The following is a 25747-nucleotide window of genomic DNA, read 5'->3' on the forward strand; positions in this document are numbered from 1 at the left end:
TCCCGCGCGCACCGATCGGGCGATCCCGGTCCGCGGGCGGCGCGTCCGAACCGAGGACCGGCGACGGCCCGGCGGGCGCCGCGCTCCCCGGGACGGTTCCCCGCCCTCAGCGCGGCGGGACCGGCCGAAGCAGCGCCTCGGCCGCGAGCATGGCCGCGTCCGCCAGGAAGGCGAGCGCCGCCGCGGCCGCGGCGCCCTGCAGCAGCGCGAGGCCGTTCTGGTTCTGGAGCCCGACCACGATCGGGGTGCCGAGGGTCGGCGCGCCCGCGAGCGCGCCCACCGCCGCGGTCGCGACCGCGACCACCATCACGACCCGCAGGGCGGCCAGGATCGGCCCGGCCGCGAGCGGCAGGTCGACCTGCCGGAACAGCTGCGCGGGGGTGAGCCCCACGGCGAGGGCGGCGTCCCGCACCTCCGCCGGGACCGTGGCGAGGGCGTCGATGGTGGCGCGCATTACCGGCATCAGCCCGTAGGCCGCCAGGGCCAGGAGCGTCGGCGGCGCGCCGAAGCCCAGGATCGGCAGGGCGAGGCCGATCACCACCACCGGCGGCACCGCCTGGGCGGCGGCGGCGAGCGCGTCGATGGCGCCGCGCAGGCGCGCGTCGCGGCTGCGGACCGCCAGGATGCCGAGGCCGAGGCCGAGGCCGCCCGCGAGCGCGAAGCCGCCGAGGGCGAGGAGGAGGTGGCGCTGCGCGAGCCAGAGCAGGCGATCGAGGGGAACCGGCGCCCCGGTCCCGAGCCCGACCGCGCGGGCGATCGCGGCGGCGGCGGCGGGATGCGCCGCGGCCGCGAGGGCGAGACCCACCGCCGCGCTCCCGAGGGCGGAGACCAGCCGGCTCACGCGGAGGCTCCCCGGGCGGGGCGCAGGGCCGCGAGCGCGCGATCCGCCGCGAGCGACAGCGCGACCACCGGCGCCGCCCCGAGCAGGATCAGGTCGGGGGCGAATTGCGCCATGCCGTCGAACACCACCGCGCCGAGCCCGCCCGCCCCGACCAGGCCGCCGAGGGTGGTGAGGCCGATCGCCTGCACGGCCGCGACGCGCAGGCCCCCGAGCAGGATCGGGGCGCCGAGGGGCAGCCGCACCCGGGCGAGGATCTGGACCGGCCGCAGGCCGAGCGCCCGGGCGGTCTCGATCACCTCCGGATCGGGCGAGGCCAAGCCCTCGGCGAGGCTGCGCACCAGCGGGAGGGCGAGGTAGGCGGCGGTGCCGAGGATGGCCGGCGTCGGCCCGATCGCCGCGAGCCCGAGGCCGCGCAGGGATGGGAGCAGGGCGAGCAGGCCCGAGAGGAGCGAGACCAGGGCGGCGAAGAGCGCGAGGGCGGGCACGACCTGCACGCCGTTGAGGACCGCGTCGATCAGGCGGGCGCCCGCCCCGCCCCGCAGCCGCAGCAGGGCGAGCGGCACGCTGGCGCCGCCGCCGAGGGCGAGGGCGCCGGCCGAGAGGGCGAGGTGCTCGCCGAGGGCGGCCCTCAGGGTCCCGGCGCGCGCGCGGCCCTCGACCACCAGCGAGACCCCGTCGAGGAGCCCGGCCCGGAGCGCGAGCACCGTCCCGAGCAGCGCGAGCGCCGCGACGGCGAGGCCGGCGGCCCGGATCCCGAGGGCGCGCGCGGCCTCCACCGCCAGCAGCCCGATCGCTGCGGCGGCGATCCAGGCACCCGAGGCCAGGGAGGCGCGGGCGGCGGGGGGGCGGCCGGCGAGGTGACCGGCCGCGGCCGCGCCGAGGCCGAGAGCGAGCACCGCCAGGGCCGCCAGCCCCGCCGCGAGGGCCAGCGCCGCCGGGCCGCGCCCCCGGCCCGCGAGCAGCGCCGCCGCCGCCAGGGCGAGGAACCCGGCGGCGGGGCCGGTCCAGCCGGTGCCGACCGGCGTGCCGGGGACCAGGCGGTTCGGCGCGAGGGTCAGGAGCGGCAGGCCGAGCAGCGCGGCGAGGGCCAGGGCGGCCGCCGCGAGCGGCAGGACGCGCCGCGCCCCGGGGAGCGGGACGGCGCTCACGGGGCGGGTCCGCGGCGCGGGCGCCCGGCATCGCCCGGACCGGCCGCCCGTGCGACGCAGCCCGCGCGGGGCCGACGACCGAGCGCCTCGCCCCGCCCGGCCTCGCCGCCCGGCGCGCCCTCGCGGCGCGGTTCGGCACGGCCTTCGGCGGGCCCGAGACCGACCGGGCGGCTCCGCCGGACGACGCCTCTCTGCGGGACCTGCTGGGGAAGGCGCATGTCGTCGTCCTGGCCGTGATCCTGGCCGTGATCCTGGCCGTGATCCTGGCCGTGATCCTGGCGGCCGTGCCGGGCGCGCACGGGCCCGCCCACGCCCTCAGCCCTCCGCCAGATAGCGGCGGGCCACCGCCTCCGGCGTCCCGCCCTCGACGGTGATCGCCCCGTTGAGCCGCCGCAGGGTCGGCAGGTCGAGCCGGGAGAAGATCCCGTCGAGGGCCGGGGCGATCGCCGGGTGGCGGGCGAGCACCGGGGCGCGGAAGACCGGCGCCGGCTCGTAGACGATCTGGGCGCCCAGGGGATCCTCCATGACCACCACGTCGAGGGCGGCGATCGCCCCATCGGTGCCGTAGACCATGCCGGCATTCACGCCGCTGATGCCCTGGGCGGCGGCCCGCAGGGTGACGGAGGTGTCGCCGCCCGGCAGGGTGATGATGCGCTCGCGCGGCAGGACGAAGCCGTAGGCCTTCTCGTAGGCGGCGAGCGCCGCCGGGCTCTCGACGAACTCGGCGGAGGCCGCGAGCTCGATCAGCCCGCGCCGCACCGCCCCGGCGAAATCCGCCATGCCGGACAGCCGCTCGCGGCGGGCGAGGTCGCCCCGCACGGCGATCTGCCACGAATTGTTCGCCCGCGCCGGGGTGAGCCAGACGAGGCCGTGCGGGGCGTCGAAGCGTCGCGCTGCCGCGATCGCGGTCGCGGCCGATTTCCAGGCCGGATCGGTCTCGGTGCCCGAGAAGAAGGCGGCGTTGCCGGTATATTCCGGATAGGCGTCGATCTCGCCGGCCGTGATCGCCGTCCGGACGATCCGGGTCGGGCCGAGCTGCAGGCGCGCCACCACCGGGATCCCGAGGCCGCGCAGGGTCTGGGCGATGATCTGGCCGAGCAGCGTCCCCTCGGCATCGCCCTTCGAGGCGACCGTCACGGCCTCCCCGTCGGCGGAGGCCCGGCCGCCCGCGAGGGCGCCGCCGAGCCCGAGCAGGAGGAGGCGGCGGTTCGGGCCCGGGCGCGGCCGCGCGGCGGACGATTTCGCGGGCGTTTTCATCCCTGCCCTCCCTCGGCGCACAGGCCGGCCGCCGCGCGGCCCCGCGCTTGACATGGTGCGCGTTCCGGGCGACGCCTCAACCGCCCTCCCGCCCGGCGAGGGTGCGGTTCCGCGGCGAGCGCGGGCGCGCCGATCCGTCGCCCTGGCGGCTCACGGTGAGTGCGACAAGTCCAGGGTGACAGCGTGACCTCGGTCCGAGGTGTTGAGGAAAGAGCCTCCGGCGTGAGCACGGATACAAGCGACCAGATCCTGAACGGCGCCCGCGTCCTCGTGGTCGAGGACGAGGCGGCGATTTCCATGCTCCTGGAGGACATGCTCCTGGACTTCGGCTGCGACATCGTCGGTCCGGCCGCTCGGCTGAGCACGGCCCTGGAGATGGCCGAGAAGGAGAGCTTCGCGGTCGCGATCCTGGACGTCAACGTGGCGGGGGAGCCGATCTATCCGGTGGCCGAGGCGGTGGTGCGGCGCGGCCTGCCCCTCGTCTTCTCGACGGGCTACGGCGGCGCGGGGATCCGCGAGCCGTTCCGCGACCGCCCGGTCGTGCAGAAGCCCTTCAGCCAGCAGGACCTCAAGCGCACCCTGATCCAGGCGATCCAGGGCCATCCGGGCTGAGGCGCGGCTCCGGCTCCTGCGCGCGCGCGACCCGGTTCGCCTCCGCCTCGACGCGGCGCTTGAACGCGCCCCAGGCCATCAGCGTGCAGCCGCAGCGGTCGCACTGCACCGGCGCGTCCTCGTGCAGCACGGCGGGAAATCGCACGGCCGGGCTGCCGCAGGCCTCGCAGCCGAATCCACTCCGCATGGCGCCCCCTTCCGGCTGCTTCCTGCAGCATACGCTACCCATGCTGCGCTGCACGGAAGATGAACGCCGGCTTCGCACTTGCCAACCGCCGTCAGGACATTTCCAACGCGAAGGCCGAGACGAGGTGACGCGGCCAGCGCCGCGGCGCGACGAAGACGGCGTCCGCCCGCAGGGTGAGCCCGGCGCTCCACGGGTTCCGGGCCATCCAGGCGCGCGCCGCCCGCGAGAAGGCGCGGCGCTTGCGCGCGTCGATGGCGGCGGCGGCCTCGTCGAGGGTCGGCCGCGCCTTCACCTCCACGAAGGCGACGACCGCGCCCCGCCGCACCACGAGGTCGATCTCGCCCCCCGCCGCGCTGTAGCGCCGGGCGAGCGGCCGGTAGCCCTTGACGAGAAGGGCCAGGAGGGCGAGCCGCTCCGCCCCGTGCCCGCGCAGGTAGGTCGCGCGGCGGCGCTGCGCCGCCCGCCGCGCCGGGCCGGCCTCAGCCCTGGTCATCGCCGCGCCGGGCCAGCGCCAGCGCCCGGGCGTAGACGTCCCGGCGCCTGAGGCCGGTCTCGTCGGCGACGAGGGCGGCCGCGTCCTTGATCGAGTGGCGGGCGAGCGCGGCGGAGAGCCGCGCGTCGAGGTCGGCGTCGGCCTCGGGCCCGGGCGCCGACTCGACCGCCGCCCCGATCACGACCACCACCTCGCCCTTCGGCGGGCCGGAGGCGGCGAACTCCGCCGCGAGCCCGCCGAGTTCGCCCCGGCGCACGGTCTCGAACAGCTTGGTGAGTTCCCGCGCGACCGCGGCCGCCCGCCCGCCCCCGAGGATCTCGGCCGCGTCGGCCAGCATCTCGGGCAGGCGGTGGGGGGATTCGAACAGCACGAGGGTCCCGGGCACCTCCGCCAGGGCCGCGAGGCGGGTGCGCCGGGCTCCGGCCTTCTGGGGCAGGAAGCCCTCGAAGAAGAAGCGGTCGGTCGGCAGGCCCGCCGCCATCAGGGCGGTGAGGGCCGCGGAGGGGCCGGGCACCGGCGTCACCGTGATCCCCTCGGCGATCGCCGCCTGGACGAGCTTGAAGCCCGGGTCGGAGACGAGGGGCGTGCCCGCGTCCGAGACCAGGGCCAGCGCCTCGCCGGCCTTCATGCGGGCGATCATCCGCTCGCGGACGCTCTCGCCCGAATGCTCGTGATAGGACAGGAGCGGGGTGGTGATGCCGTAATGCGCCAGCAGCGTGCGGGTGACGCGGGTGTCCTCGGCCAGGACCGCGTGCGCCGCCGCGAGCGTGGCGAGGGCCCGGAAGGTCACGTCCTTCAGGTTGCCGATCGGGGTGGCGACGACGTGCAGGCCCGGGGCGAGGGATTCGGCCTCGGCGGCGAGGCCGAAAGCGGTGAACACGGCCGGTCCGCGCCCGGGCGCGGCGGGGCGGCGGGCGGACTCGTCGGCGCGGTCGCTCATGGCGTCATCGGTCGCGGCGGGATCGGACTTCGCGGGATCGGACATGGCCTGATCGGTCGTGGCCTGATCGGTCGTGGCGTCATCGGTCATGGCGCGGTTGTCGCATGATTGCGGCGCGGAAGACCATAAGCTTTTCCCCGACGGAAGGGGGAGTGCGGCGCGGCGACCTGCCGTTTACTTTTCCTGAGGAGACTTTATGCAGCGGGGCGTGATCCGTCGGGCGTCGGGGCGGCCGCAGCGGGGGAGCGGGGTGATGGCGGCGTTGCGCGTGGGATGGCCTGGATGGCGCGCGGCCTGCGCGGTGCTGGCCCTCGGCCTGTCGGCCTGCGGCGGGAGCGGCGTGAGCCCGGTCGTGGCGACCCGGCCCGGCGCGGAGGCGACCGCCCCGGCGGCGCCCGCCCCCGGCACGCCCGACGCCTCCGCGATCGGCCAGGGCAGCGTCACGGTGGCGCTGATCCTGCCCCTCACGGGGCCCGGCGCGGCGGCGGGCGCCGCGATGCGCAACGCCGCGGAACTCGCCGTGGCGGAATTCCAGAATCCCGACCTGAAGGTCCTGGTCAAGGACGACCGCGGCACGCCCGACGGGGCCCGCGACGCCGCCGCGTCGGCCCTGGCGGAGGGCGCCGAGATCGTGATCGGCCCGCTCTTCGCCGGGAGCGTCCAGGCCGCGGCCGGGGCGGTGCGGGCGGCCGGCAAGCCGGTGGTGGCCTTCTCGACCGACGTGAGCGTCGCCGGGCGCGGGGTCTACCTGCTGAGCTTCCTGCCGCAGCCCGAGGTCGACCGGGTGGTCGAGGAGGTGACGGGTGCGGGCCGGCGCTCCTTCGCGGCGCTGATCCCCGAGACCACCTACGGCAACGTGGTGGAGGCGCAGTTCCGCGAGGCGGTGGCCCGCAAGGGCGGCCGGGTGGTGGCGCTGGAGCGCTTCCCGGCCGGCAACCCGGCCGCCGCGGTGGCGCGAATCGCCCCGCTCGTCACCGGGCCGGGAGCGCAGGCGGACGTGCTGTTCCTGCCCGACACGCCCGAGGGCCTGACCGCCACGGCCGGCGCCCTCACCCGCGCGGGCTTCAACCCGGCCCGGGTGAAGCCGGTGGGCACCGCGATCTGGAACGATCCGCGGGTCTTCGCCATCCCGGCCCTGCAGGGCGGCTGGTTCGCGGCGGTGGAGCCCGGCGGCTACGCGAATTTCGCCCAGCGCTACCGGACGCGGTTCGGCGGCGAGCCGGTCCGGGTCGCTTCCCTGGCCTACGATGCGGTGTCGCTCGCGGCGGCGCTGAACCGGCAATACGGGTCGCAGCGCTTCGCCGAGACGACGCTCACCAATCCCTCGGGCTTCGCGGGGACCGACGGCACCTTCCGCTTCAAGGCCGAGGGGCCGAGCGAGCGGGCCCTCGCCGTGTTCGAGATCCGCGGCGGGTCGAGCGCGGTGGTGAGCCCGGCGCCGCGGGCGCTCGGGCCGTCCGGGACCTGAGCGCGGCAAGGTTCTCCCGGCACCGCTCTCCCGCGCCCTCGACCGGCGGCCGTCCCGCCGCCCGCGCTCACGCCGCCAGTTCCGCCACCACGGCGTTGAGGACCGGGGCCCCCTTCGGGGTGGCGGCGATCCGGCCCGCCTGCGTCACCCGCACCAGATCCTCGGCGAGGAGCCCGTCGAGCCGCCGCCGGTCGAGGGGGCGGCCGGCCAGCCGCGCGAACCGCGCCGGGTCGATGCCCTCGGCGAGGCGCAGCCCCATCACCAGGAACTCGTCCCCCTCCTCGGCTTGCGTCAGCGCCTCGGTCCGCACGATGCCGTGGCCCTCCCGCGCGACCCGGGCGAGCCACGCCTCAGGGGCCCGCTCCGTCACCGTGCCGGTGCGGCCCCCCGGCAGGACGAGGCGGCCGTGGGCGCCGGGACCGATCCCCGCATATTCGCCGTAGCGCCAGTAGAGCAGGTTGTGGCGGGATTCGGCGCCGGGCCGGGCGTGGTTCGAGATCTCGTAGGCCGGCAGCCCCGCCGCGCCGCAGACCTCCTGCGTCACGTCGAACAGGGCCCGGGCCGTGTCCTCGTCGGGCGGCACGAGCCGGCCCGCGGCCGCGAGCCCGTGGAAGGGCGTCCCCTCCTCGATGGTGAGCTGGTACAGCGAGAGGTGCTCGGCCGCGCGCGCGATCGCCTGCCGCAGCTCCGCCGCCCAGGCGGCGGGCGTCTGGTCCGGCCGGGCGTAGATCAGGTCGAAGGAGAAGCGCGCGAAGTGGCGCGACGCGGTCTCGACCGCCGCGAGCGCCTCGGCCGCGCTGTGCAGGCGCCCGAGCCGCCTGAGCGCCCCGTCGTCCAGCGCCTGCACCCCGAGCGAGACCCGGTTGACCCCGGCGAGCCGGTAGCCGCGGAAGCGGTCCGCCTCGACGCTGGTCGGGTTGGCCTCGAGCGTGATCTCGGCCCCGGGCGCCACGGTCCAGGCCGCCGCCACCGCGTCGAGGAGCGCCCCCACGGTCGCCGGCTGCATCAGCGAGGGCGTGCCGCCCCCGAGGAAGACGCTCGTCACCGTGCGGCCGGGCGCCAGCGCGGCCGCGTGGGCGATCTCGCGCGCGAAGGCCGCCCGCCACGCCGCCTCGTCGGGGGGCGCGTGGCGGACATGGCTGTTGAAGTCGCAGTACGGGCACTTCGCCGCGCAGAACGGCCAGTGCAGGTAGACCCCGAAACCGACGTCCCGGGTCGGATGATCGATCATCCGGGGGATGTGCCGCCGCGCCGCGCCCGGCACAAGCCCTCAGGACGCCGCGGCGCCGGTCTCATCCGACCTCCGGTTGATGGCTTCGCCATCTCCGATTTCGGCCATGCGGATGTCGGCGTCGCTCAGGCGCCGCGCTCAGGCGCCGCGCAGGCCCGTGATCCGGGATCCGCTTCGATCAAGCGGATCCCGGATCAGGAGGCCGGGTCCGCCGGCACCGGCAGGCCGTGCCGGCGGCGGGCGAGCAGGCATTCCGGGTCGCCCGGCTCGCAGGTGCGGCAGACCTCCGGGCGCACCGCGTAGACGCGGCAGCGCACCGCGACGCCGACCCGGCCCTCCAGGGCGCTGCAGCGGTCGCCGAGGCAGCGCATGCGCCCGGCCGGGTCGTCCACGTACGCGGCCGGGATCGCCGCCAGCGCCGCGTCGTCCTCGGTCGAGAAGCGCGGCCACTCGGCCGAGTAGGCGCAGCAGGCGCCGCAGGCCTGGCAGGCGAAGGTCGGGTCGCTCACTCCGCGGGCGGCGCGAGGCGCAGGGCGTTGGCGGCGACGTGCTCGCGGTAGCGCGCCACCACGGCCCCCATGCCGCCGCCGGTCAGCAGCGTGCCGGTGGCCTCGATCAGGGCGCTCACCTTCTCGCTCACCATCTGGTGCGATTCCGCCACCGCCTCGGCGTCGCAGGCCGCGAGCTTCACGAGGCGCTGCGCGATCACCCCCTGGGCCTCGACGGCCAGGAGCATTGACTCAACCCACATTTCGAACATGCCCGGCTCCGGGAGCCGCGTGCTGCGGCGGACCCTATCAATGCGCGGAACATTGAAAGGTCCCCTACCGCCGCGTCATGGCCGCTCTGCCTTGGCCGCAGGCGGCACCGGGCGCGGCCGCCCCTCGTCGTCGATCGCCACGAAGGTGAAGGTCGCCTCCGTCACCTTCTCGCGCAGCTGCGTGCGGAAGCGCCGGGCCCAGGCCTCGATCTGGATCCGCATCGAGGTGCGGCCGACATGGGCGACGCGGGTGTAGACGCAGAGCACGTCCCCGACCCGCACCGGCCGGATGAAGCTCATCGCCTCGACCGCCACGGTGACGACGCGGCCCTGCGCCCGCTCGACCCCGGCGATGCCCCCCGCCTGGTCCATCTGCGACATCACCCAGCCGCCGAAGATGTCCCCGTTGGCGTTGGTGTCGGCCGGCATCGCGATCGTGCGCACGGTGAGCTCCCCGCGCGCAAGCCCGTTCGTGGTGTCCTCGGTGTCGGCCATGTCGCTCTCCCTGCCGGACTCGCGGTCCCGCGGGACGATACCTCGAAGATCGGGCGAACGGGCTCCTTATCCGCACGCGGCCGCCCTCCGACGCGCGCGAGCGGGTTGCCGATGAGGGAGTCTGCGGTCGGCCCGCCATCACGCAATCGCCCCAATCCCCGTGCGGATTCGGCCCGCTTCCCCTGCGAAAGCCGCCCTCCCGAGGCCACTCCGAGCAATCGACGCGCGCCGCCTCCGTCTTATCGCTCCTTTCCCTCGCTCTCCCATGGGAAGGCCATGCCTCCGACACCGTGCTGAAATCAGATCTCAAGAAATGTTGGACCAAGCAGTCCCTGCCCGCGAAGGCTCGCTTCGTCAACATACTAACGATGTGTTTCAGATCGCGCGGACGATTGCACGGTATTACGGTGGACGGTGACGACGGATGGGATTGGGCCGCGCGCTGGAGATTGGACCGCGGCCGGCGGGCCGTCCTGATCGACGACGCGTATCGGGATCGCCAGGTCTGCTCCGTCCAACTCGACACGTCGGGCAAGCGCCTCGTGCCCGACGGTTGCGGCTTCTCGGGCACTTTCGAGTTCGACGAGGGCATGTCGGCCGTGTCCTTCGCGGAGTGAGCGGCCGGCGCGAGCCCGATTCGCAGCGAGCCCGGCCTGCGCAGCGCTTGCGCCGCGCCACGTTCGAATGCAGGGAATCCGGGATGCGCGCATCGCGTCACCCGGAGGGATCTGTGCGGCGGATCGGGGTCTGGCTGGTCCTGTGGGTCTGCGCGCTCCTCGGCTCGGAGGCCGCGGCGGCCGATCGGCTCGCCTTCGTGGTCGGGGTCGACACCTACCCGAATCTCGGGCCGGGCGCCGCCCTGGAGCGTCCGGTCGCCGATGCCAGGGCGGTGGGGGCGGCCCTCGAATCGATCGGGTTCCGGGTCACGCTGCTCACCGCCGGGGTGACGCAGGAGACTTTCCTGCGCCGCTTCTCGGTCTTCGCCGACCAGGTCCAGCCCGGCGACACCGCCCTGTTCTACTTCGCCGGTCACGGCATCGCGCTCCAGGGCACGAACTACCTGATCCCCTCCGACATCCCGGCGATCGAGCCCGGCCAGGAGCTGCTCGCCCGCAACCGCGCGCTCGCCGAGGCGGATCTGAGCGCGGCCCTGCGCGAGCGCGGCGCGCGGGTGGTCGTGATGGTGATCGACGCCTGCCGGGACAACCCCTTCCCGCGCAGCGGGACCCGCAGCGTCGGCCTCACCCGCGGCCTCGTCCGGACGGAGCCGGCGGAGGGCGTCTTCTCCCTCTACGCGGCGGGCGCCGGCCAGCAGGCCCTCGACCGGCTGCCGGGGTCGGATCCGAGCCCGAACTCGGTCTTCACGCGGGTCTTCGTCGCGCAGATCCGGCGGCCGGGCGTCAACCTGATCGATCTCGGCGAGACCGTCCGGGACGAGGTGGTGCGGCTCGCCGAGACCGTGCCGCACAAGCAGGTGCCGGCCTATTACAACGAGGTCCGCGGCGCCCGCTTCCTCAGCCTCTCGGGGAGCGATCCGGCCCCGGCCGAGCCGCCGCGGCCGGCTCCCGCCCCGGTCCCGCTGCCGGCGCCGCCCCCGCCCCTCCCGGCGCCGGTCCCGAGCGCGGGGCCGGCCCCGCCGCGGGTCGCCCTCCCGGCCCCCGCCCCGGAGCCGCCGCGCGAGATGCGGGTCGGCCTGTTCAGCCACCCGATCCGGCTCGACCCGTCCGGCGACAACTGGCTCGCCCTGCGCAGCCGCCCGAGCGCCAGCGAGGGCGTGCGCCTGATGAAGCTCGGCCCCGACGCGCTCTTCACGGTGCTCGGGCGCCAGGGCGCCTGGCTCAACGTGCGCCTGCGCGGCGGCGAGACGGGCTGGGTCCACGGCGATTACGTGGGCTGCTGCCGCCGGGCGCCCGTGACGCCCTGAAGCCCGTGAGCCCTGGGCCCCTTGGGCGCCCGGCCCGCACCCGTCGCCCCGCGGCCGGTGCTTGTTGCAAATTGGCATCTCGTGTAGAGAGACCCATCCCCGATCCGCCGTTCGCCTGAAGGAAGGAGCCGCGCATGGCTCGCGTCACCGTTGAAGATTGCATCGACAAGGTCGAGAACCGGTTCGAGCTCGTCCTGCTCGCCGGCCATCGGGCCCGGCTGCTCTCGTCCGGCGCGCCCCTCACGGTCGACCGCGACCGCGACAAGAACCCGGTCGTGGCCCTGCGCGAGATCGCCGACGAGACCATCACGCCGGACGACCTCAAGGAGCAGCTGATCCACTCGCTCCAGAAATACGTCGAGGTCGACGAGCCGGAGCCGGAGGCGGTGCCGCTCCTGTCGAGCTCGCCCGCCGCCGCCGCGGTGGCGCCCCAGGCCGCCTCGGGCGACGACAACGACATCCAGTTCGACCGGATGAGCGAGGAGGACCTGCTGCGGGGCCTCGAGAACCTCGCGCCCCCGACCGAGACCGAGGACGAGGGCGACTGACCCTTCCGATCCCGGACGGACCCGCGGAACCCGGCCCTCGCGCCGGGTTTCTGCGTTCCGGGCAGGGCCGCCGCGCCCCCTTGCGACGAGAAGGATCTGGCGCGGGGCGCGATTCCCCCCGATAGTCGGACATCCCCTCAAGCCTCGTCGCCAAGGCCCGCGCGGCCGCCTTCGTGCGACGGCGCGCCGCCCGCGTCGGGCGGCAGGGCGTCAGGAGACCACCGGCGGATGATGCGCCAGTACGAACTCGTCGAGCGGGTGAAGGCCTACAACCCCGCCGCCGACGAGGCGATGCTCAACCGGGCCTACGTTTACGCGATGCGGGCGCACGGCTCGCAGATGCGCGCCTCGGGCGACCTGTTCTTCGCCCACCCGCTCGAAGTGGCGGCGATCCTGACGGACCTGCGGGTCGACGACGCCACCATCGTGGCCGCCGTGCTGCACGACACGGTGGAGGACACGGCCGCCACCCTGGAGGAGATCAACCGCACCTTCTCGCCCGAGATCGGCACGCTCGTCGACGGCCTGACCAAGATCAAGCGCCTCGACCTCGTCTCCAAGCAGGCGGCCCAGGGCGAGAACTTCCGCAAGCTGCTGCTCGCCATCGCGGCGGACGTGCGCGTGCTGCTCGTCAAGCTGGCCGACCGGCTGCACAACATGCGCACCCTGCAGCACATGCCGCCGGAGAAGCGCGTCCGCATCGCCCAGGAGACGCTCGACATCTACGCGCCGCTGGCGAGCCGGATGGGCATGCAGGAGCTGCGCGAGGAGCTGGAGGACCTCTCCTTCCGCAACCTCAAGCCGGATGTCTACGCCACGATCAGCCGCCGGCTCGACGACCTGACCGCCAAGTCCGAGCGCCTCGTCGAGAGCATCGAGCGCGATCTCGTCCAGAGGCTCGCCGCCAAGGGCATCGTCGCCAAGGTCAAGGGCCGGCAGAAGCGCCCCTACTCCATCTGGAGCAAGATGGAGCGCAAGTCAGTCGCCTTCGAGCAATTGTCCGACATCTTCGGCTTCCGGGTCATCGTCGATTCGGTCGATACCTGCTACCGGGCGCTCGGGGTCGTGCACACGACCTGGCCGATGGTGCCGGGCCGCTACAAGGACTACATCTCGACCCCGAAGCAGAACGATTACCGCTCGATCCACACCACGGTGATCGGGCCGAAGAGCCAGCGCGTCGAGCTGCAGATCCGCACCGCCGAGATGGAGGAGGTGGCGGAGTACGGCATCGCCGCGCACGCGCTCTACAAGGACGGCTCGCCCCACCTCGCCACCGAGAGCGGCGCCTACCAGTGGCTGCGCCGCACCATCGAGCTCCTCGCCGAGGGCGACAGCCCGGAGGAGTTCCTGGAGCACACCAAGCTCGAGCTCTTCCAGGACCAGGTCTTCTGCTTCACCCCGAAGGGCCGGCTGATCGCGCTGCCGCGCGGGGCGACCCCGATCGACTTCGCCTACGCGGTCCACACCGAGCTCGGCAACGCCGCGGTCGGCGCCAAGATCAACGGCCGCATCGCTCCGCTCCTCACCGAGTTGCAGAACGGCGACGAGGTCGAGATCGTGCGGGCGGACGGCCAGACCCCGCCGGCGGCCTGGGAATCCCTCGTCGTGACCGGCAAGGCCCGGGCGGCGATCCGGCGGGCGACGCGCTCGGCGGTGCGGCGGCAATATGCCGGGCTCGGGCGGCAGATCCTCGACCGCGCCTTCGAGCGGGCGGGCAAGAATTTCTCCGACGAGAAGCTGCGCGGCGCCCTCCCCCGCCTCGCCCGCACCTCCGCCGAGGACGTCTTCGCGGCGGTGGGACGCGGCGAGATGTTCTCGGGCGACGTCGTGAAGGCGGTCTATCCCGACTACAAGGACGAGCGCCGCAGCCAGCCCGCCCCGAGCGCGCCGAGGCCCCACGTCAACGGCGCCGGCCGCCTCTCCCTCGACAAGGACCAGACCGTGCGCCTGACCTGGCCCGGCAAGGGCGGCGAGGACGCGATCCCGATCCGCGGCCTCGACCGCGACCTGCCGGTGCGCTTCGCGCCCGAGGGCGGCGCGGTGCCGGGCGACCGCATCGTCGGCATCCTCACCGCCGGCGAGGGGGTGACGATCTACCCGATCCAGTCCCCGGCGCTCGCCGATTTCGACAACGAGCCGGACCGCTGGCTCGACGTGCGCTGGGACGTGGACGGCGGCACCCACCAGCGCTTCCCGGCCCGCATCGCCCTCCAGTCGATCAACGAGCCCGGCAGCTTCGCGCAGATCGCCCAGGTCATCGCCGACCACGACGGCAACATCGACAACATCTCGATGAAGCGGCGCAGCCAGGACTTCACTGACGTGCTGATCGACCTCTCGGTCTGGGACCTCAAGCACCTCAACGCGATCATCTCCGAGCTGAGGGCCAAGCGCGTGGTCAGCAAGGTCGAGCGGGTCAACGGCTGACCCGGTTGCACCGCGAACGCGCCCCTGCCACAAGCCCCGGAACCGGAGGACCCCGCTCGATGACGCCCGACGACCTGCTCGAGGAATTCCGCGCCGCCGGCGCCCTGCTCGAGGGCCACTTCATCCTCTCGTCGGGCCTCCACAGCGCCGTGTTCCTGCAGAAGATGGCGATCTTCAGCGATCCCGTGCGCACCGCGCGGGTCTGCGCCGGGCTCGCGTCCGTGATCCGCGACCGCTACGGCGCGGTCGACCTCGTGGTCTCCCCGGCGATCGGCGGAATCGTGCCGGGCTACGAGACCGCCCGCGCCCTCGGCGCCCGGGCGATCTTCGTCGAGCGCGACCCGGGCGGGCCGTTCCAGCTGCGGCGGGGCTTCAGCATCCCGGCCGGCAGCCGCGCCGTCATGGTCGAGGACATCGTCACCACCGGCCTGTCCTCGCGGGAATGCCTCGCGGCGCTGAGGGACCAGCCCGGCGAGGTCGTGGGCGCGGCCTGCCTGATCGACCGCTCCGGCGGGCGCGCCGATCTCGGCGCCCCCCTCGTCGCCCTCGCCACCCTCGACATCCCGAACTATCCTGCCGACCAACTCCCGCCCGACCTCGCCGCCATCCCGGCCGTGAAGCCGGGCAGCCGCGCCACGACGCCGGGCTGACTGGACGCGCGTCAAGCTCAGCTTGACACGGAGCGGCCCTACTCCTTACCTCAACGCTATTGCAGGCCGCGGGCCGGCGCGCCCTACGCGGCGGATGTTTTCGCGATCATCCGATCTGTCGATGTCGCGCCGAATCCACGGACGTCGCCGCCATTTCCGCCGGCCCCGCCGCGCGGTCAGGAATAACAAATGACATATCAGCGCAGCGCCCTCTTCATCGACGGCGCTAATGTTTACGCGACCACCAAGGCGCTCGGCTTCGACATCGACTATCGAAAGCTTCTCGCAGACTTTCGGTCCCGCGAGAATCTTATTCGGGCATTCTACTATACCGCTTTGATTGAAGATCAAGAATACTCGTCGATCCGGCCGCTGATCGACTGGCTCGACTACAACGGTTACCGTGTCGTGACGAAGCCGGCTAAGGAATTCACCGATTCGACCGGGCGGCGCAAGATCAAGGGCAACATGGACATCGAGCTGACGATCGATGCCCTGGAGCTCAGTCCCTACATCGACCACATGGTACTGTTCTCGGGCGACGGCGACTTCAAGCCCCTGGTCGCCGCGATGCAGCGGCGGGGCGTGCGCGTGACCGTGGTCTCGACCATCCAGACGCAGCCGCCGATGGTGTCGGACGACCTGCGCCGGCAGGCGGACGACTTCGTCGACATCGTGCACCTGATCCCGCGCATCGGCCGCGACCAGAGCGACCGGCCGACTCGGCCGATGCGGCCCCACCCCGACGCGGGCGGGGAGCGCGGGCCCGCCCGCTCCCCGGTCAGCCTGGAGCAGCGCTACGGCATCCGTCAGAACGAGGAGGAGGCGGACGAGGAGTGATCCGGGATCCGCTTGACCGAGGCGGATCCCGGATCACGCGCCTGCGCGGCGCCTGAGCGCGGCGCCTGAGCGACGCCGACATCCGCTTTGCCGAAATCGGAGAGGGCGAAGCGCTCAACCGGATGTGGTGTGAGCCGCCTCCCCGCCCGCGACCGCGCGGGCGAGCGCGGTGAGGCCCTCCCGGCTGCCGCGCGGCGCCGTCCAGCCGAGGCCGGCGAGCGCCTCCGCCCGGGCGACGAGCGAGCCCGCGAGGCGTTCGCCGAGTTCGCCGCGGCCCGCGAGCCGCAGGGCCGCCGCGACGAGCGGCGCCGGCACCGGCATGAGCCCGGGCGGGCGGCCGAACCCGGCCCTGAGCGCGGCCAGCATCTCCGGCACGGTGAGCGGGTCCGGCTCGGCCACGATGAGCGGCCGCCGCAGGGAACCGGGGGCGCGCAGCACCGCCTCGACCGCGTCCGCGAGCGTCTCGACCGAGACCAGGGAGCGGCGTCCGCGCAGGCCGCCGAGGGGCAGCGGGACGGGCCGCGCCGCCAGGGCGAGGAGCGCGGCCATGTTCCCCTTCACCCCGGGTCCGTAGACCAGGACCGGGCGCAGGGCCGCGAAGTCGATCTCGACCGCGGCGAGGGCCTCCTCGGCGGCGAGCTTGGAGCGGCCGTAGGCGTCGGTGGGGGCCGCCGCATCCGCCTCGGTGAGGATCCCGGGCGCCGAGGGGCCGCACTGCGCCCGGATCGAGGACAGGAACACGAAGCGGCGCACCCGCGCCTTGGCGGCGGCCTGGGCGAGGCCGCGCGTCGCCTCGGTGTTGAAGGTCCGGTAATCGTCCTCCGGCGCCCCCGACATGGCGTGGGCGAGGCCGGCCGAGTGCACCACCGCGTCGACGCCCGCGAGCGCCGCCGCCATGTTCTGCGGCCGGGCGAGGTCCCCGACCACGGCCCCGCTCGCCCCGGGCGGCAGCGCGACCGGCCGGCGCAGCAGCACCCGGACCCTGTAGCCGCGGCCGGTGAGGTCGCGCAGGAGGTGGCGGCCGATGAAGCCGGTGGCGCCCGTGAGCGCGATGAGCGGGGCAGCCGTCATGGGGTCACCGAGAATTCATGGGTCACCGGGATCATGGGGTCACCGGGATGGCGCGCGGGGTCGCGAAGGCGCGCAGCACGAGGGCGACGAGGCCGCCCGCGACCGCCAGCGCCGAGAGGGCGGCCGGCCAGGAGGGCCAGGCCAGCGTCGCCCCGGCGAGACCCGCGAGGGCGAGGTTGAGGCCGAAGACGGTCCCCACCACCTCCGGCACGCCGTAGCCGTTCGTCGTGGCGCGCTGGTAGAAATGCGTGCGGTGGGCCTGCCAGACCGGCTCGCCGCGCCGCAGGCGCCGCAGCAGCGTCAGGGTCGCGTCGGCGAGGAAGTAGAGCGGCAGCAGGATCGCGGCGGCGAGGCCGCCCTCGGCGGCGAGCCGGTAGAGCAGCCACGCCATCACGAGGCCGAGGGGCAGCGAGCCGACGTCGCCGAGGAAGAGCCGCGCCACCGGCCGGTTGAACGGCGCGAAGCCGAGCACCCCGCCGAGGAGTGCGCCGGCGACGAGGGTGGCCTCCGGCGGCAGGACTCCGCAGGCGCCGAAGGCGAGGAGCGCGGCGAGCAGCGGCACCGCCTCCGCGACGGTCATCCAGTCGAGCCCGTCCATGAAGTTCACGAGGTTGACGAACCAGAGCCCGGCGAGGAGCGAGAGGCCCCATTCGAGCCCGGCCGGGATCCCCGGCCAGAGCCGGACGGGGGTCGCCGCCAGCAGCGCTCCGACCGCGAGGGCCTGGAGCGCGAGGCGCGGCAGCGCCGGCAGCGGGCGCAGGTCGTCCACGGCCCCGACCAGGGCGAGTCCGAGCGTCGCCGCGGCGAGGCAGGCGGCCTCGCGCCCGACGGGCAGCGGCCAGAGGGCCGCCCCGACCAGGAGCGCCGCCCCGATGACCGCGACGCCGCCGCCCTGCGGCGTCGGCACCCGGTGGCTCGAGCGGGCATTCGGCCGCGCCAGGGCGTAGCGTCGCAGGAGCGGGCGCAGGGCCAGGATCAGGGCGGCCGCGCCGGGCGCGGCGACGAGCAGGGCGGTGACGGGGGCGGGCAGCGGCATCCCGGTGATCTACGCGGGATGCCGGGTCGAGGGAAAGAGCGCGCCGGCGAGGCGGCCTGATCCCGACGCCCCGGGATGCCGGCGCGTCGGGCCGTTGACCATCTCGGATCGCCGCCACCACGCCGAAGGCTTGACGACGATCCGAGAACGGAACCGGCGGTCGTGGGACATGACCGCCGGGATCAGAACACCTGCTCGCGGTTCGGCACCGGGCCCTGCGCCTCGCGCGCCGCGAGGGCGCGCTCGACCACCTTGGCGAGGCCGACCATGATCGCGTCGATGGCGTAGTCCTTCGGCGTGTAGACCGCCGCCACGCCCATGTTCTTGAGGACGAGCTCGTCCTCCGGCGAGATGATGCCGCCCACCACGACCGGGACGTGGTCGAGCCCCTCGCGGCGCAGCCGCGCCTTCACCTCGCGCACCAGCGGCACGTGCGAGCCGGAGAGGATCGACAGGCCGATGACGTGGGCGCCGCGCTCGCGGGCCTTGGCGACGATCTCGTCCGGGGTCTGGCGGATGCCGTCGTAGCTGACGTCGAAGCCGACGTCGCGGGCGCGCAGCGCGATCTGCTCGGCCCCGTTCGAGTGGCCGTCGAGGCCCGGCTTGCCGACCACCAGCTTGGGGGTCTCGCCGAGCCGCTCGCCGAGATCGGCGATGAGCAGGCGCGCCTCCTCGGCCGCCCCCGAGGTCACGGTCTCGGGCGTGACGCCGGTGGGCGCCCGGTACTCCCCGAAGACCGCGCGCAGGCGCGCGCCCCACTCGCCCGTCGTCACCCCCGCCTTGGCGCAGGCGATCGAGACCGGCATGATGTTGGCGCCCGAGCGGGCCGCCGCGTCGAGCTCGTCGAGGGCGCGCGCCACCGCCTGCGCGTCGCGCTCCGCCCGCCAGGCGCGGATGCGGCCCTGCGCCTCCATCTCGACCGTCTCGGAGACCGTGAAGATCGCCCCGTCCCCGGCGGTGAGCGGCGAGGGCTCGCCGGTCTCGAAGCGGTTGACGCCGACCACGACCTGCTCGCCGCGCTCGATGGCGGCGATGCGCTGCGCGTTCGACTCGACCAGCGCCCGCTTCAGGGCGCCGGTCTCCACCGCCGCAACCGCGCCGCCGAGCGCCCCGATCCGCTCCAGCTCGGCCCGGGTCCGGGCCTTCAGCTCCTCGACCTTGGCGTCGATCACCCGCGAGCCGTCGAAGATGTCGTCGAATTCGAGCAGGTCGGTCTCGTAGGCGAGGATCTGCTGCATGCGCATCGACCATTGCTGGTCCCAGGGCCGCGGCAGGCCGAGCGCCTCGTTCCAGGCCGGCAGCTGCACGGCGCGGGCGCGGGCGCGCTTCGAGAGCGTCACCGCCAGCATCTCGATCAGGATCCGGTGGACGTTGTTCTCCGGCTGCTGCTCGGTGAGGCCGAGGGAGTTGACCTGCACGCCGTAGCGGAAGATCCGCTTCTTCGGGTCCTTGATGCCGTAGCGGTCGCGGGTGATCTCGTCCCAGAGATCGCTGAACGCCCGCATCTTGCAGATCTCGGTGATGAAGCGCAGGCCCGCATTCACGAAGAACGAGATGCGCCCGACCACCTCCTCGAAGCTCGCCTCGTCGAAATCCGGATCCGCCCGCACGGTGTCGAGCACCGCGATGGCGATGGCCAGCGCGTAGGAGAGTTCCTGGACCGGCGTCGCGCCCGCCTCCTGCAGGTGGTAGGAGCAGACGTTCATCGGGTTCCACTTCGGCACGTGCTTGGTCGTGAACAGGATCACGTCCTTGGTGAGCCGAAGGCTCGGGGCCGGCGGGAACACGTAGGTGCCGCGCGAGAGGTACTCCTTGATGATGTCGTTCTGCGTCGTGCCCTGCAGGGCCGCGATCGGCGCACCCTGCTCCTCCGCGACCGCGAGGTAGAGCGCGAGCAGCCAGGGCGCCGTCGCGTTGATGGTCATCGACGTGTTCATCTGGGCGAGCGGGATGTCGCGGAACAGGGTCCGCATGTCGCCGAGATGCGCGATCGAGACGCCGACCTTGCCGACCTCGCCGCGGGCGAGTTCGTGGTCGGGGTCGTAGCCGGTCTGGGTCGGCAGGTCGAAGGCCACCGACAGGCCGGTCTGCCCCTTGGCGAGGTTCTTCCGGTAGAGCGCGTTCGAATCCGCCGCGGTCGAGTGGCCCGCATAGGTGCGGATGATCCACGGCTTGTCGCGCTGCGCCGTCCTCGTCGCCTGTTCGCCCATGGCGCCCTCGCCCCTCGCTTCCGTCCGAGCCCCGTCCGGGGCGCCGCATCGTAGACAAGCCCGCGGGGGGCCGTCACGCCCCCGCGCGCGTCGCTCGCGCCGGCCGCACGGGCCCGACCGCGCGTCAGCGCAAGCAAGCGGTGCGCCGACCGCCCGCGCGGCGCCGGCGCGGGAAGCGGATTGCCTGCGTTTTCGGCGTCCGTCTGCCCTGCTTTTGGTCTATTTGACCCCGTCCTGATCGTCGCTAGGATCGGTGCAGTGCAATATCTGAAGGGAGGGTCCGCAATGGGTGCGGGCGCTGCGGTGCGGCCGATCCCCGGGGGATCGGGGCAGCTGAAGGACCTCTACGAGATCGGCGAGATCCCGCCGCTCGGCCATGTGCCGTCCAGGATGTACGCCTGGGCGATCCGCCGGGAGCGGCACGGCCCGCCCGAGGATTCCATGCAGGTCGAGGTCGTCCCGACCTGGACCATCGGCGACGACGAGGTGCTGGTCCTCGTGATGGCCGCGGGCGTCAACTACAACGGCGTCTGGGCGGGCCTCGGCGAGCCGATCTCGCCCTTCGACGTCCACAAGGCCCCCTTCCACGTGGCCGGCTCGGACGCGTCCGGCATCGTCTGGGCGGTCGGCGCCAAGGTGAAGCGCTGGAAGGTCGGCGACGAGGTCATCGTCCACTGCAACCAGGACGACGGGGACGACGAGGAGTGCAATGGCGGCGACCCGATGTTCTCGCCGTCGCAGCGGATCTGGGGCTACGAGACCCCGGACGGCTCCTTCGGGCAGTTCTGCCGGGTGCAGTCGCGCCAGCTGATGCGGCGGCCCCAGCACCTGACCTGGGAGGAGAGCGCCTGCTACACGCTCACCCTCGCGACCGCCTACCGGATGCTGTTCGGCCACGCGCCGCACACGGTGAGGCCCGGCCAGAACGTGCTGATCTGGGGCGCCTCGGGCGGGCTCGGCGTGTTCGGGGTGCAGCTCTGCGCGGCCTCGGGGGCCAACGCGATCGCGGTGATCTCGGACGAGTCGAAGCGCGACTACGTCATGAGCCTCGGCGCGAAGGGGGTGATCAACCGCAAGGACTTTAAGTGCTGGGGTCAGCTCCCGAAGGTCAACTCTGCCGAGTACACGGAGTGGCTGAAGGAGGCGCGCAAGTTCGGCAAGGCGATCTGGGACATCACCGGCAAGGGCAACGACGTCGACATCGTGTTCGAGCATCCGGGCGAGGCGACGTTCCCGGTGTCGTCGCTGGTGGTGAAGCGCGGCGGCATGGTGGTGTTCTGCGCCGGGACGACCGGCTTCAACATCACCTTCGACGCGCGCTACGTCTGGATGCGCCAGAAGCGGATCCAGGGCTCGCACTTCGCGCACCTCAAGCAGGCGGCGGCCGCGAACCAGTTCGTGATCGACCGGCGGGTGGATCCGTGCATGAGCGAGCTGTTCCCGTGGGACAAGATCCCGCACGCCCATACCAAGATGTGGCGCAACCAGCACGCGCCCGGCAACATGGCGGTGCTGGTGAACGCCCAGAAGGCGGGCCTGCGCACCTTCGACGACGTGCTGGAACTCTCCGGCTCGCGCTGAGGCGCGAACCCGGCCCGGGCGCGCCCGGGCCGGGGCGTCGGGCTTGAGCGTCTCGTCGCCGCCGGGCTAAGGGCGTCGTTGCCCCCGGCCTCCTCCGGAGGGCCCGCCGGAGTTCGCGATGCGCGCCACCCTCGACCGCTACGCCCCCGTCATGCTCAGCGTCCTGCGCATCATGGCGGCGCTGATCTTCATGGCCCACGGCACCCAGAAGGTGCTGGGCTTCCCGCCCCACCCGAACCCGCCCGGCCTGACCACCCTTCCCGGGATCGCCGGCATCCTCGAACTCGTGGGCGGCGCGCACCTCGCCCTCGGCCTCCTCACCCGGCCGGTCGCCTTCATCCTGTCGGGCGAGATGGCCTTCGCCTACTTCATCGGGCACGCGCCGCGCAGCTTCTTCCCGACCCTCAACGGCGGCGACGCGGCCATCCTCTACTGCTTCGTCTTCCTCTACCTCGTCTTCGCCGGGCCGGGGCCGCTCAGCCTGGACGCGGCCCGCCATCGCGCGGGCGCCTGACGCGCGGTCGAGGGGCTGCCATCGGTCCCGCGCTCCGCGGCGCGTCGCCCGCGCGGCGCGTGAGCGACGCCGGCATCCGCATGGCGACGCAATCCGTCGGATGTCGGATCATACCCGATCCGCTTGATCCCTTCGGGACGGCGGATGTCGTCTGCGCTCAGACGCCGCGCAGGCGCGTGATCCGGGATCCGCTTCGATCAAGTGGATCCCGGATCACAGCCGCATCCGCCCCAGCAGCGCGACGAGTTCCGGCTGGCGGTGGGTGCGTGTCTTGGCGAAGACGGCCTTGAGCTGCGAGCGCGCGGTGGCGATCGTGATGCCGTGCGCCGCCGCGACCGCCGCGAGTTCGCCCCCCTCGGCGAGGTCGCGGGCGAGGCGCGCCTCCGCGGCCGTGAGCCCGAAGGCCTGCCGCAGCAGGGCCTCGCCCGGGCGCCCGCCCGCCGCGGAATCGACCACCAGGATCACCGCGCGGGCGCGCTGGAACAGGTCCTGCGCCGCCCCGGCGAGCGGGGCCGCGTGCAGGATCAGGGGCGGGCCCTCGGGCCGCGGCACCGCCACCGGCCCCTCGGCCGCCCCCTCGTGCGGCCGGCCGGCGCGGATCGCGCTCGCGATCAGGCGGCCGAGGGCGGCGTTCGCCGCCCGATCCTGGGCGAGCAGCGCCCCCTTCACGACGGCGATGCCGCGGCCGAGCTGCCGCTCGGCGTGGGCGTTCATCCGCAGCACCGTGCCGCTCGCGTCGAGCAGCAGGCCGCCGCAGCGGAGGGTCTCGAAGGCGTCGAGCGCGGCGCCGGCCCGCGCCTCGGCGATCCGCAGGGCGATCTGCCCGGCCCGCTGCAGGTGCGGCACCGCCCGCCGGATCTGCGCGATCTCCCGGTGCGAGAACATCTCGCGCTCGCGGCGGCGCTCCGCCGACAGGATGACGCTGCGCTCCCCCTCCGCCACCATGTAGAGGCCCGCGAACCAGCGGTAGCCGTGGCGTCCCACGTAATCCGCGTTGAACGGGATGTGGTCGAGTTCCCGCGGCGTGAAGATCTGGGACTCGGTGATCACGCCGCGCGGATCCTTCAGGGCCTGGATGCCGCGCGCGATCCGCGGGTTCTCGGCGAGCCAGCCGTCCCGGACCCCCGCCTCCACTACCTCGGCCATGTCCTCCGACACCGAGGCCGCGAGCGGCGCCGCCGGCCCGGGCAGCATCACGGCGCCGTCCGCGCCGACGGCGCGCCCGTAGGCCTCCAGCACCGCCGGCCAGCGCTCCGGGTTCAGCGCCGCCTCGTAGAACAGATCGATCGCGTCAGCCAGACGATCGTCGCGAACATCTGTCATCACGATCCGGTTCCGCGCCTGCTCTGCTCAGCTTGAGCATATATTCCTATGATGACAAGCCGCAACGGGGGATCACGCCCCGGCGAGGCACGGCCGTCGGTGCCGCGCCGGGGACCGGGCCGCGCCCTCGCCCCGGTTTGGCCGAAGCGCGGCCGCGCGGCATCCGCCATTCGCGGGACGCCGGTGCCCGCAGCCGCGCGGGCGCGGCCTTTGCGGCGCCCCGCCGGCTTGCTACAAGCGCCCGATGGGCCGCCCCCGGGGCCGCCGGAAAGCTCGCATCATGGAAAAGTTCACCGTTCTCGAAGGCGTCGCGGCGCCGCTGCGGATCGTCAACGTCGACACCGACCGCATCATCCCCAAGCAGTATCTCAAGACCATCAAGCGCACCGGCCTCGGCAAGGGCCTGTTCTCGGAGATGCGCTACCGGGACGACGGCTCGGAGAACCCGGACTTCGTTCTCAACCAGCCCGCCTATCGCAACGCCAAGATCCTGGTGGTGGGCGATAATTTCGGCTGCGGCTCCTCGCGCGAGCACGCCCCGTGGGCGCTCGCGGATTTCGGCATACGCTGCATCGTCTCGACCAGCTTCGCCGACATCTTCTTCAACAACAGCGCCAAGAACGGCATCCTGCTGATCACCGTGGCGCCCGAGGACCTGGAGAAGCTGTTCGACGACGCGGAGCGCGGCGCCAACGCGACCCTGACCGTGGACCTGGAGCGGCAGGAGATCCGCGGGCCGGACGGCGGGGTGCTCCACTTCGACATCGATCCCGCCCGCAAGCACACGCTGCTGAACGGGCTCGACGAGATCGGCCTCACCCTCGAGAAGGCGCCCGCGATCGAGGCCTACGAGCGGGCGCTGGCGGACCGCCCCTGGGCCTGAGGCGCGCCACGGGGCCGCGCGCGGCCGGCAGGACTTCGTTAACCCTCATCCTGCCCTATTCGGGTGCTTGGATCCCGGTCCACGGAGTTCTTTCCCGATGACGCTTCGCCTGCGCCTGACGGCCGCGACCCTGCTGTGCCTGGGCGGCTTCGCGCTGCCCGGCGCGGCGCGGGCCGATTTCCGCTCCTGCCTCGCCGGCCTCGGCCAGGAGGCGGGGGGCAGGGGCATCTCGCCGGCCGCCTTCCAGGCCGCCACCGCCGGCATCGTCTACGACGACAAGGTCATCGAACTCTCCCAGGCCCAGCCAGAGTTCAAGACGCCGATCTGGGACTACATGGCGGCCCTCGTGGACGACGAGCGCGTCGAGGACGGCCGCGCCGCCATGCGCCAGCACGCCGCCGCCCTGGCCGAGGCCGAGGCGCGCTTCCACGTGGACCGCTACACGATCGCGGCGGTCTGGGGCGTCGAGTCCAATTTCGGCAAGAACCTCGGCAAGATGCCGCTGATCCAGTCGCTCGCGACCCTGGCCTGCAGCCCGAACCGGCGCGCCGGCTACTTCCGCGGCGAGCTGATGGCGACCCTGAAGATCATCGACCGCGGCGACATCGCGCCGGACCGGCTGACCGGCTCCTGGGCCGGGGCTTTCGGGCAGACGCAGTTCATGCCCTCGACCTACCAGCGCCTCGCCGTCGACCTCGACGGGGACGGGCGGCGCGACGTGGTCGATTCGGTGGCGGACGCGGTCGGCTCGACGGCCAATTTCCTGCGCGCCGCCAAGTGGCAGAACGGCCTGCCCTGGGGCTACGAGGTGCGGCTGCCGCGGGGCTTCAGCGTCGCCGCCGCCGGGCGCAAGAACAAGCGGCCGATCGCGCACTGGGCGAGCCTCGGGGTCGCCCGGGTCGACGGGCGCCCGCTCTCCGGCGAGGGTCCGGCCGGCATCATCGCCCCGGCCGGGGTCGACGGCCCGGCCTTCCTGGTGACCCGGAACTTCGACGCGATCTACTCCTACAACGCGGCCGAATCCTACGGTCTCGCCATCGCGGTGCTGTCCGACCGGCTGCGCGGCCGGGCCGGCATCCAGACCGCGTGGCCGACCGACGACCCGCCCCTGTCGCGGGCGGAGCGCCGGACCCTGCAGAGCGCCCTCGCCTCGCGCGGCTACGACGTCGGCGAGCCGGACGGCCGGGTCGGCGCCAAGACCCGCGACGCGATCAAGGACATCGAGCGTCAGCTCGGCTGGCCGCAGACCGGCCGTCCCGGCGCGAAGGTGCTGGAGGCGCTCCGCCGCGGCTGAGCGGGCGGCCG

The 25747-nt window shown here is 73.8% G+C and carries 25 protein-coding genes; 12 read left to right on the plus strand and 13 right to left on the minus strand.

What is annotated here, in order from left to right; genetic code table 11:
• Positions 1 to 106: 106 nt before the first annotated feature.
• The 3 genes from M446_RS00085 to M446_RS00100 form a co-directional block, all read right to left on the minus strand.
• Positions 107 to 841, minus strand: coding sequence for an ABC transporter permease subunit (locus tag M446_RS00085; protein WP_012330022.1), 735 nt, complete (start codon positions 839 to 841; stop codon positions 107 to 109).
• Positions 838 to 1989, minus strand: coding sequence for an ABC transporter permease subunit (locus M446_RS00090; RefSeq protein WP_012330023.1), 1152 nt, complete (start codon positions 1987 to 1989; stop codon positions 838 to 840). Before M446_RS00090 ends, M446_RS00085 begins: the two co-directional genes overlap by 4 nt.
• Positions 1990 to 2304: 315 nt before the next feature.
• Positions 2305 to 3246 (minus strand): glycine betaine ABC transporter substrate-binding protein, encoded by a 942-nt coding sequence (locus M446_RS00100; RefSeq protein ID WP_012330024.1) that lies wholly within the window; start codon positions 3244 to 3246, stop codon positions 2305 to 2307.
• Positions 3247 to 3543: 297 nt separating this feature from the next.
• Here M446_RS00100 and M446_RS00105 point away from each other — a divergent pair, with 297 nt between their 5' ends.
• Positions 3544 to 3858 (plus strand): response regulator, encoded by a 315-nt coding sequence (locus tag M446_RS00105; protein WP_415926925.1) that lies wholly within the window; start codon positions 3544 to 3546, stop codon positions 3856 to 3858.
• A gap of 278 nt (positions 3859 to 4136) precedes the next feature.
• Here the strand turns inward: M446_RS00105 and M446_RS00110 are convergent, their stop codons facing one another.
• Positions 4137 to 4538 carry a YraN family protein gene (locus M446_RS00110; protein WP_012330027.1) on the minus strand — a complete coding sequence of 134 codons (402 nt, stop codon included), beginning with the start codon at positions 4536 to 4538 and terminating at the stop codon, positions 4137 to 4139.
• Positions 4525 to 5478 (minus strand): 16S rRNA (cytidine(1402)-2'-O)-methyltransferase, encoded by a 954-nt coding sequence (rsmI, locus tag M446_RS00115; RefSeq protein ID WP_026190974.1) that lies wholly within the window; start codon positions 5476 to 5478, stop codon positions 4525 to 4527. Before rsmI ends, M446_RS00110 begins: the two co-directional genes overlap by 14 nt.
• Before the next feature lie 253 nt (positions 5479 to 5731).
• Here rsmI and M446_RS00120 point away from each other — a divergent pair, with 253 nt between their 5' ends.
• Entirely contained in the window at positions 5732 to 6946 is a 1215-nt protein-coding gene (locus M446_RS00120; RefSeq protein ID WP_012330029.1) for a penicillin-binding protein activator, read from the plus strand.
• A gap of 67 nt (positions 6947 to 7013) precedes the next feature.
• Here the strand turns inward: M446_RS00120 and hemW are convergent, their stop codons facing one another.
• From hemW to M446_RS00140, 4 genes are all read right to left on the minus strand, one after another.
• Complete coding sequence (gene hemW, locus M446_RS00125; RefSeq protein WP_026190972.1) at positions 7014 to 8177, minus strand: radical SAM family heme chaperone HemW; 1164 nt, start codon at positions 8175 to 8177, stop codon at positions 7014 to 7016.
• Between the two features lie 194 nt (positions 8178 to 8371).
• Complete coding sequence (locus M446_RS00130; RefSeq protein ID WP_012330031.1) at positions 8372 to 8686, minus strand: YkgJ family cysteine cluster protein; 315 nt, start codon at positions 8684 to 8686, stop codon at positions 8372 to 8374.
• Positions 8683 to 8937, minus strand: coding sequence for a hypothetical protein (locus M446_RS00135; protein WP_012330032.1), 255 nt, complete (start codon positions 8935 to 8937; stop codon positions 8683 to 8685). The genes M446_RS00130 and M446_RS00135 overlap by 4 nt, the downstream gene beginning before the upstream one ends.
• A gap of 75 nt (positions 8938 to 9012) precedes the next feature.
• Positions 9013 to 9432, minus strand: a complete 420-nt coding sequence (locus M446_RS00140) for an acyl-CoA thioesterase (RefSeq protein ID WP_012330033.1) — start codon at positions 9430 to 9432, stop codon at positions 9013 to 9015.
• Between the two features lie 407 nt (positions 9433 to 9839).
• Between M446_RS00140 and M446_RS36610 the strand changes: the two genes are divergently transcribed.
• From M446_RS36610 to M446_RS00165, 6 genes are all read left to right on the plus strand, one after another.
• Complete coding sequence (locus M446_RS36610) at positions 9840 to 10049, plus strand: hypothetical protein (protein WP_150108554.1); 210 nt, start codon at positions 9840 to 9842, stop codon at positions 10047 to 10049.
• A gap of 113 nt (positions 10050 to 10162) precedes the next feature.
• Positions 10163 to 11356 carry a caspase family protein gene (locus tag M446_RS00145; RefSeq protein ID WP_012330035.1) on the plus strand — a complete coding sequence of 398 codons (1194 nt, stop codon included), beginning with the start codon at positions 10163 to 10165 and terminating at the stop codon, positions 11354 to 11356.
• Between the two features lie 134 nt (positions 11357 to 11490).
• A complete protein-coding gene (rpoZ, locus tag M446_RS00150) occupies positions 11491 to 11904 on the plus strand; it encodes a DNA-directed RNA polymerase subunit omega (protein ID WP_012330036.1) in 414 nt (137 codons plus the stop codon).
• Positions 11905 to 12132: 228 nt separating this feature from the next.
• Complete coding sequence (locus tag M446_RS00155) at positions 12133 to 14334, plus strand: RelA/SpoT family protein (protein ID WP_012330037.1); 2202 nt, start codon at positions 12133 to 12135, stop codon at positions 14332 to 14334.
• Positions 14335 to 14393: 59 nt separating this feature from the next.
• Positions 14394 to 14984: an orotate phosphoribosyltransferase gene (gene pyrE / locus M446_RS00160; RefSeq protein ID WP_012330038.1), complete on the plus strand. Its 591-nt coding sequence runs from the start codon at positions 14394 to 14396 to the stop codon at positions 14982 to 14984.
• 189 nt (positions 14985 to 15173) lie between these two features.
• On the plus strand, positions 15174 to 15824 hold the full coding sequence (locus M446_RS00165) for an NYN domain-containing protein (protein ID WP_012330039.1): 651 nt from the start codon (positions 15174 to 15176) through the stop codon (positions 15822 to 15824).
• A 114-nt stretch (positions 15825 to 15938) separates the two neighbouring features.
• On the opposite strand, the gene M446_RS00170 is transcribed toward M446_RS00165, so the two are convergent.
• The 3 genes from M446_RS00170 to M446_RS00180 all read right to left on the minus strand — a co-directional run bounded on the left by M446_RS00170 (position 15939) and on the right by M446_RS00180 (position 20141).
• Positions 15939 to 16895 (minus strand): NAD-dependent epimerase/dehydratase family protein, encoded by a 957-nt coding sequence (locus M446_RS00170; protein ID WP_012330040.1) that lies wholly within the window; start codon positions 16893 to 16895, stop codon positions 15939 to 15941.
• A 31-nt stretch (positions 16896 to 16926) separates the two neighbouring features.
• Positions 16927 to 17931, minus strand: coding sequence for a glycosyl transferase (locus M446_RS00175; RefSeq protein ID WP_012330041.1), 1005 nt, complete (start codon positions 17929 to 17931; stop codon positions 16927 to 16929).
• 182 nt (positions 17932 to 18113) lie between these two features.
• Positions 18114 to 20141 (minus strand): protein meaA, encoded by a 2028-nt coding sequence (locus tag M446_RS00180; protein ID WP_012330042.1) that lies wholly within the window; start codon positions 20139 to 20141, stop codon positions 18114 to 18116.
• A gap of 285 nt (positions 20142 to 20426) precedes the next feature.
• Between M446_RS00180 and ccrA the strand changes: the two genes are divergently transcribed.
• On the plus strand, positions 20427 to 21722 hold the full coding sequence (gene ccrA / locus M446_RS00185; RefSeq protein WP_012330043.1) for a crotonyl-CoA carboxylase/reductase: 1296 nt from the start codon (positions 20427 to 20429) through the stop codon (positions 21720 to 21722).
• A gap of 118 nt (positions 21723 to 21840) precedes the next feature.
• Positions 21841 to 22236, plus strand: a complete 396-nt coding sequence (locus M446_RS00190) for a DoxX family protein (protein WP_012330044.1) — start codon at positions 21841 to 21843, stop codon at positions 22234 to 22236.
• Between the two features lie 213 nt (positions 22237 to 22449).
• Here M446_RS00190 and M446_RS00195 read toward each other — a convergent pair whose 3' ends face one another.
• Positions 22450 to 23559: a helix-turn-helix transcriptional regulator gene (locus M446_RS00195; RefSeq protein WP_012330045.1), complete on the minus strand. Its 1110-nt coding sequence runs from the start codon at positions 23557 to 23559 to the stop codon at positions 22450 to 22452.
• A 280-nt stretch (positions 23560 to 23839) separates the two neighbouring features.
• Here M446_RS00195 and leuD point away from each other — a divergent pair, with 280 nt between their 5' ends.
• Complete coding sequence (gene leuD, locus M446_RS00200) at positions 23840 to 24442, plus strand: 3-isopropylmalate dehydratase small subunit (RefSeq protein WP_012330046.1); 603 nt, start codon at positions 23840 to 23842, stop codon at positions 24440 to 24442.
• 97 nt (positions 24443 to 24539) lie between these two features.
• A complete protein-coding gene (locus M446_RS00205; RefSeq protein ID WP_012330047.1) occupies positions 24540 to 25736 on the plus strand; it encodes a lytic murein transglycosylase in 1197 nt (398 codons plus the stop codon).
• The last annotated feature ends 11 nt before the right edge of the window (positions 25737 to 25747 follow it).

Origin of the sequence: Methylobacterium sp. 4-46, from assembly GCF_000019365.1 — a bacterium.
In the GTDB taxonomy this organism is placed as follows: domain Bacteria; phylum Pseudomonadota; class Alphaproteobacteria; order Rhizobiales; family Beijerinckiaceae; genus Methylobacterium.

Coding starts and splice junctions, on each gene's coding strand:
- M446_RS00100 (WP_012330024.1), bottom strand. CDS start 3,246: ATGAAAACGCCCGCGAAATCGTCCGCCGCGCGGCCGCGCCCGGGCCCG.
- M446_RS00105 (WP_415926925.1), top strand. CDS start 3,544: ATGCTCCTGGAGGACATGCTCCTGGACTTCGGCTGCGACATCGTCGGT.
- M446_RS00110 (WP_012330027.1), bottom strand. CDS start 4,538: ATGACCAGGGCTGAGGCCGGCCCGGCGCGGCGGGCGGCGCAGCGCCGC.
- rsmI (WP_026190974.1), bottom strand. CDS start 5,478: ATGAGCGACCGCGCCGACGAGTCCGCCCGCCGCCCCGCCGCGCCCGGG.
- M446_RS00120 (WP_012330029.1), top strand. CDS start 5,732: ATGGCGGCGTTGCGCGTGGGATGGCCTGGATGGCGCGCGGCCTGCGCG.
- hemW (WP_026190972.1), bottom strand. CDS start 8,177: ATGATCGATCATCCGACCCGGGACGTCGGTTTCGGGGTCTACCTGCAC.
- M446_RS00135 (WP_012330032.1), bottom strand. CDS start 8,937: ATGTTCGAAATGTGGGTTGAGTCAATGCTCCTGGCCGTCGAGGCCCAG.
- M446_RS00140 (WP_012330033.1), bottom strand. CDS start 9,432: ATGGCCGACACCGAGGACACCACGAACGGGCTTGCGCGCGGGGAGCTC.
- rpoZ (WP_012330036.1), top strand. CDS start 11,491: ATGGCTCGCGTCACCGTTGAAGATTGCATCGACAAGGTCGAGAACCGG.
- M446_RS00155 (WP_012330037.1), top strand. CDS start 12,133: ATGATGCGCCAGTACGAACTCGTCGAGCGGGTGAAGGCCTACAACCCC.
- pyrE (WP_012330038.1), top strand. CDS start 14,394: ATGACGCCCGACGACCTGCTCGAGGAATTCCGCGCCGCCGGCGCCCTG.
- M446_RS00165 (WP_012330039.1), top strand. CDS start 15,174: ATGACATATCAGCGCAGCGCCCTCTTCATCGACGGCGCTAATGTTTAC.
- M446_RS00170 (WP_012330040.1), bottom strand. CDS start 16,895: ATGACGGCTGCCCCGCTCATCGCGCTCACGGGCGCCACCGGCTTCATC.
- M446_RS00175 (WP_012330041.1), bottom strand. CDS start 17,931: ATGCCGCTGCCCGCCCCCGTCACCGCCCTGCTCGTCGCCGCGCCCGGC.
- M446_RS00180 (WP_012330042.1), bottom strand. CDS start 20,141: ATGGGCGAACAGGCGACGAGGACGGCGCAGCGCGACAAGCCGTGGATC.
- ccrA (WP_012330043.1), top strand. CDS start 20,427: ATGGGTGCGGGCGCTGCGGTGCGGCCGATCCCCGGGGGATCGGGGCAG.
- M446_RS00190 (WP_012330044.1), top strand. CDS start 21,841: ATGCGCGCCACCCTCGACCGCTACGCCCCCGTCATGCTCAGCGTCCTG.
- M446_RS00195 (WP_012330045.1), bottom strand. CDS start 23,559: ATGACAGATGTTCGCGACGATCGTCTGGCTGACGCGATCGATCTGTTC.
- leuD (WP_012330046.1), top strand. CDS start 23,840: ATGGAAAAGTTCACCGTTCTCGAAGGCGTCGCGGCGCCGCTGCGGATC.
- M446_RS00205 (WP_012330047.1), top strand. CDS start 24,540: ATGACGCTTCGCCTGCGCCTGACGGCCGCGACCCTGCTGTGCCTGGGC.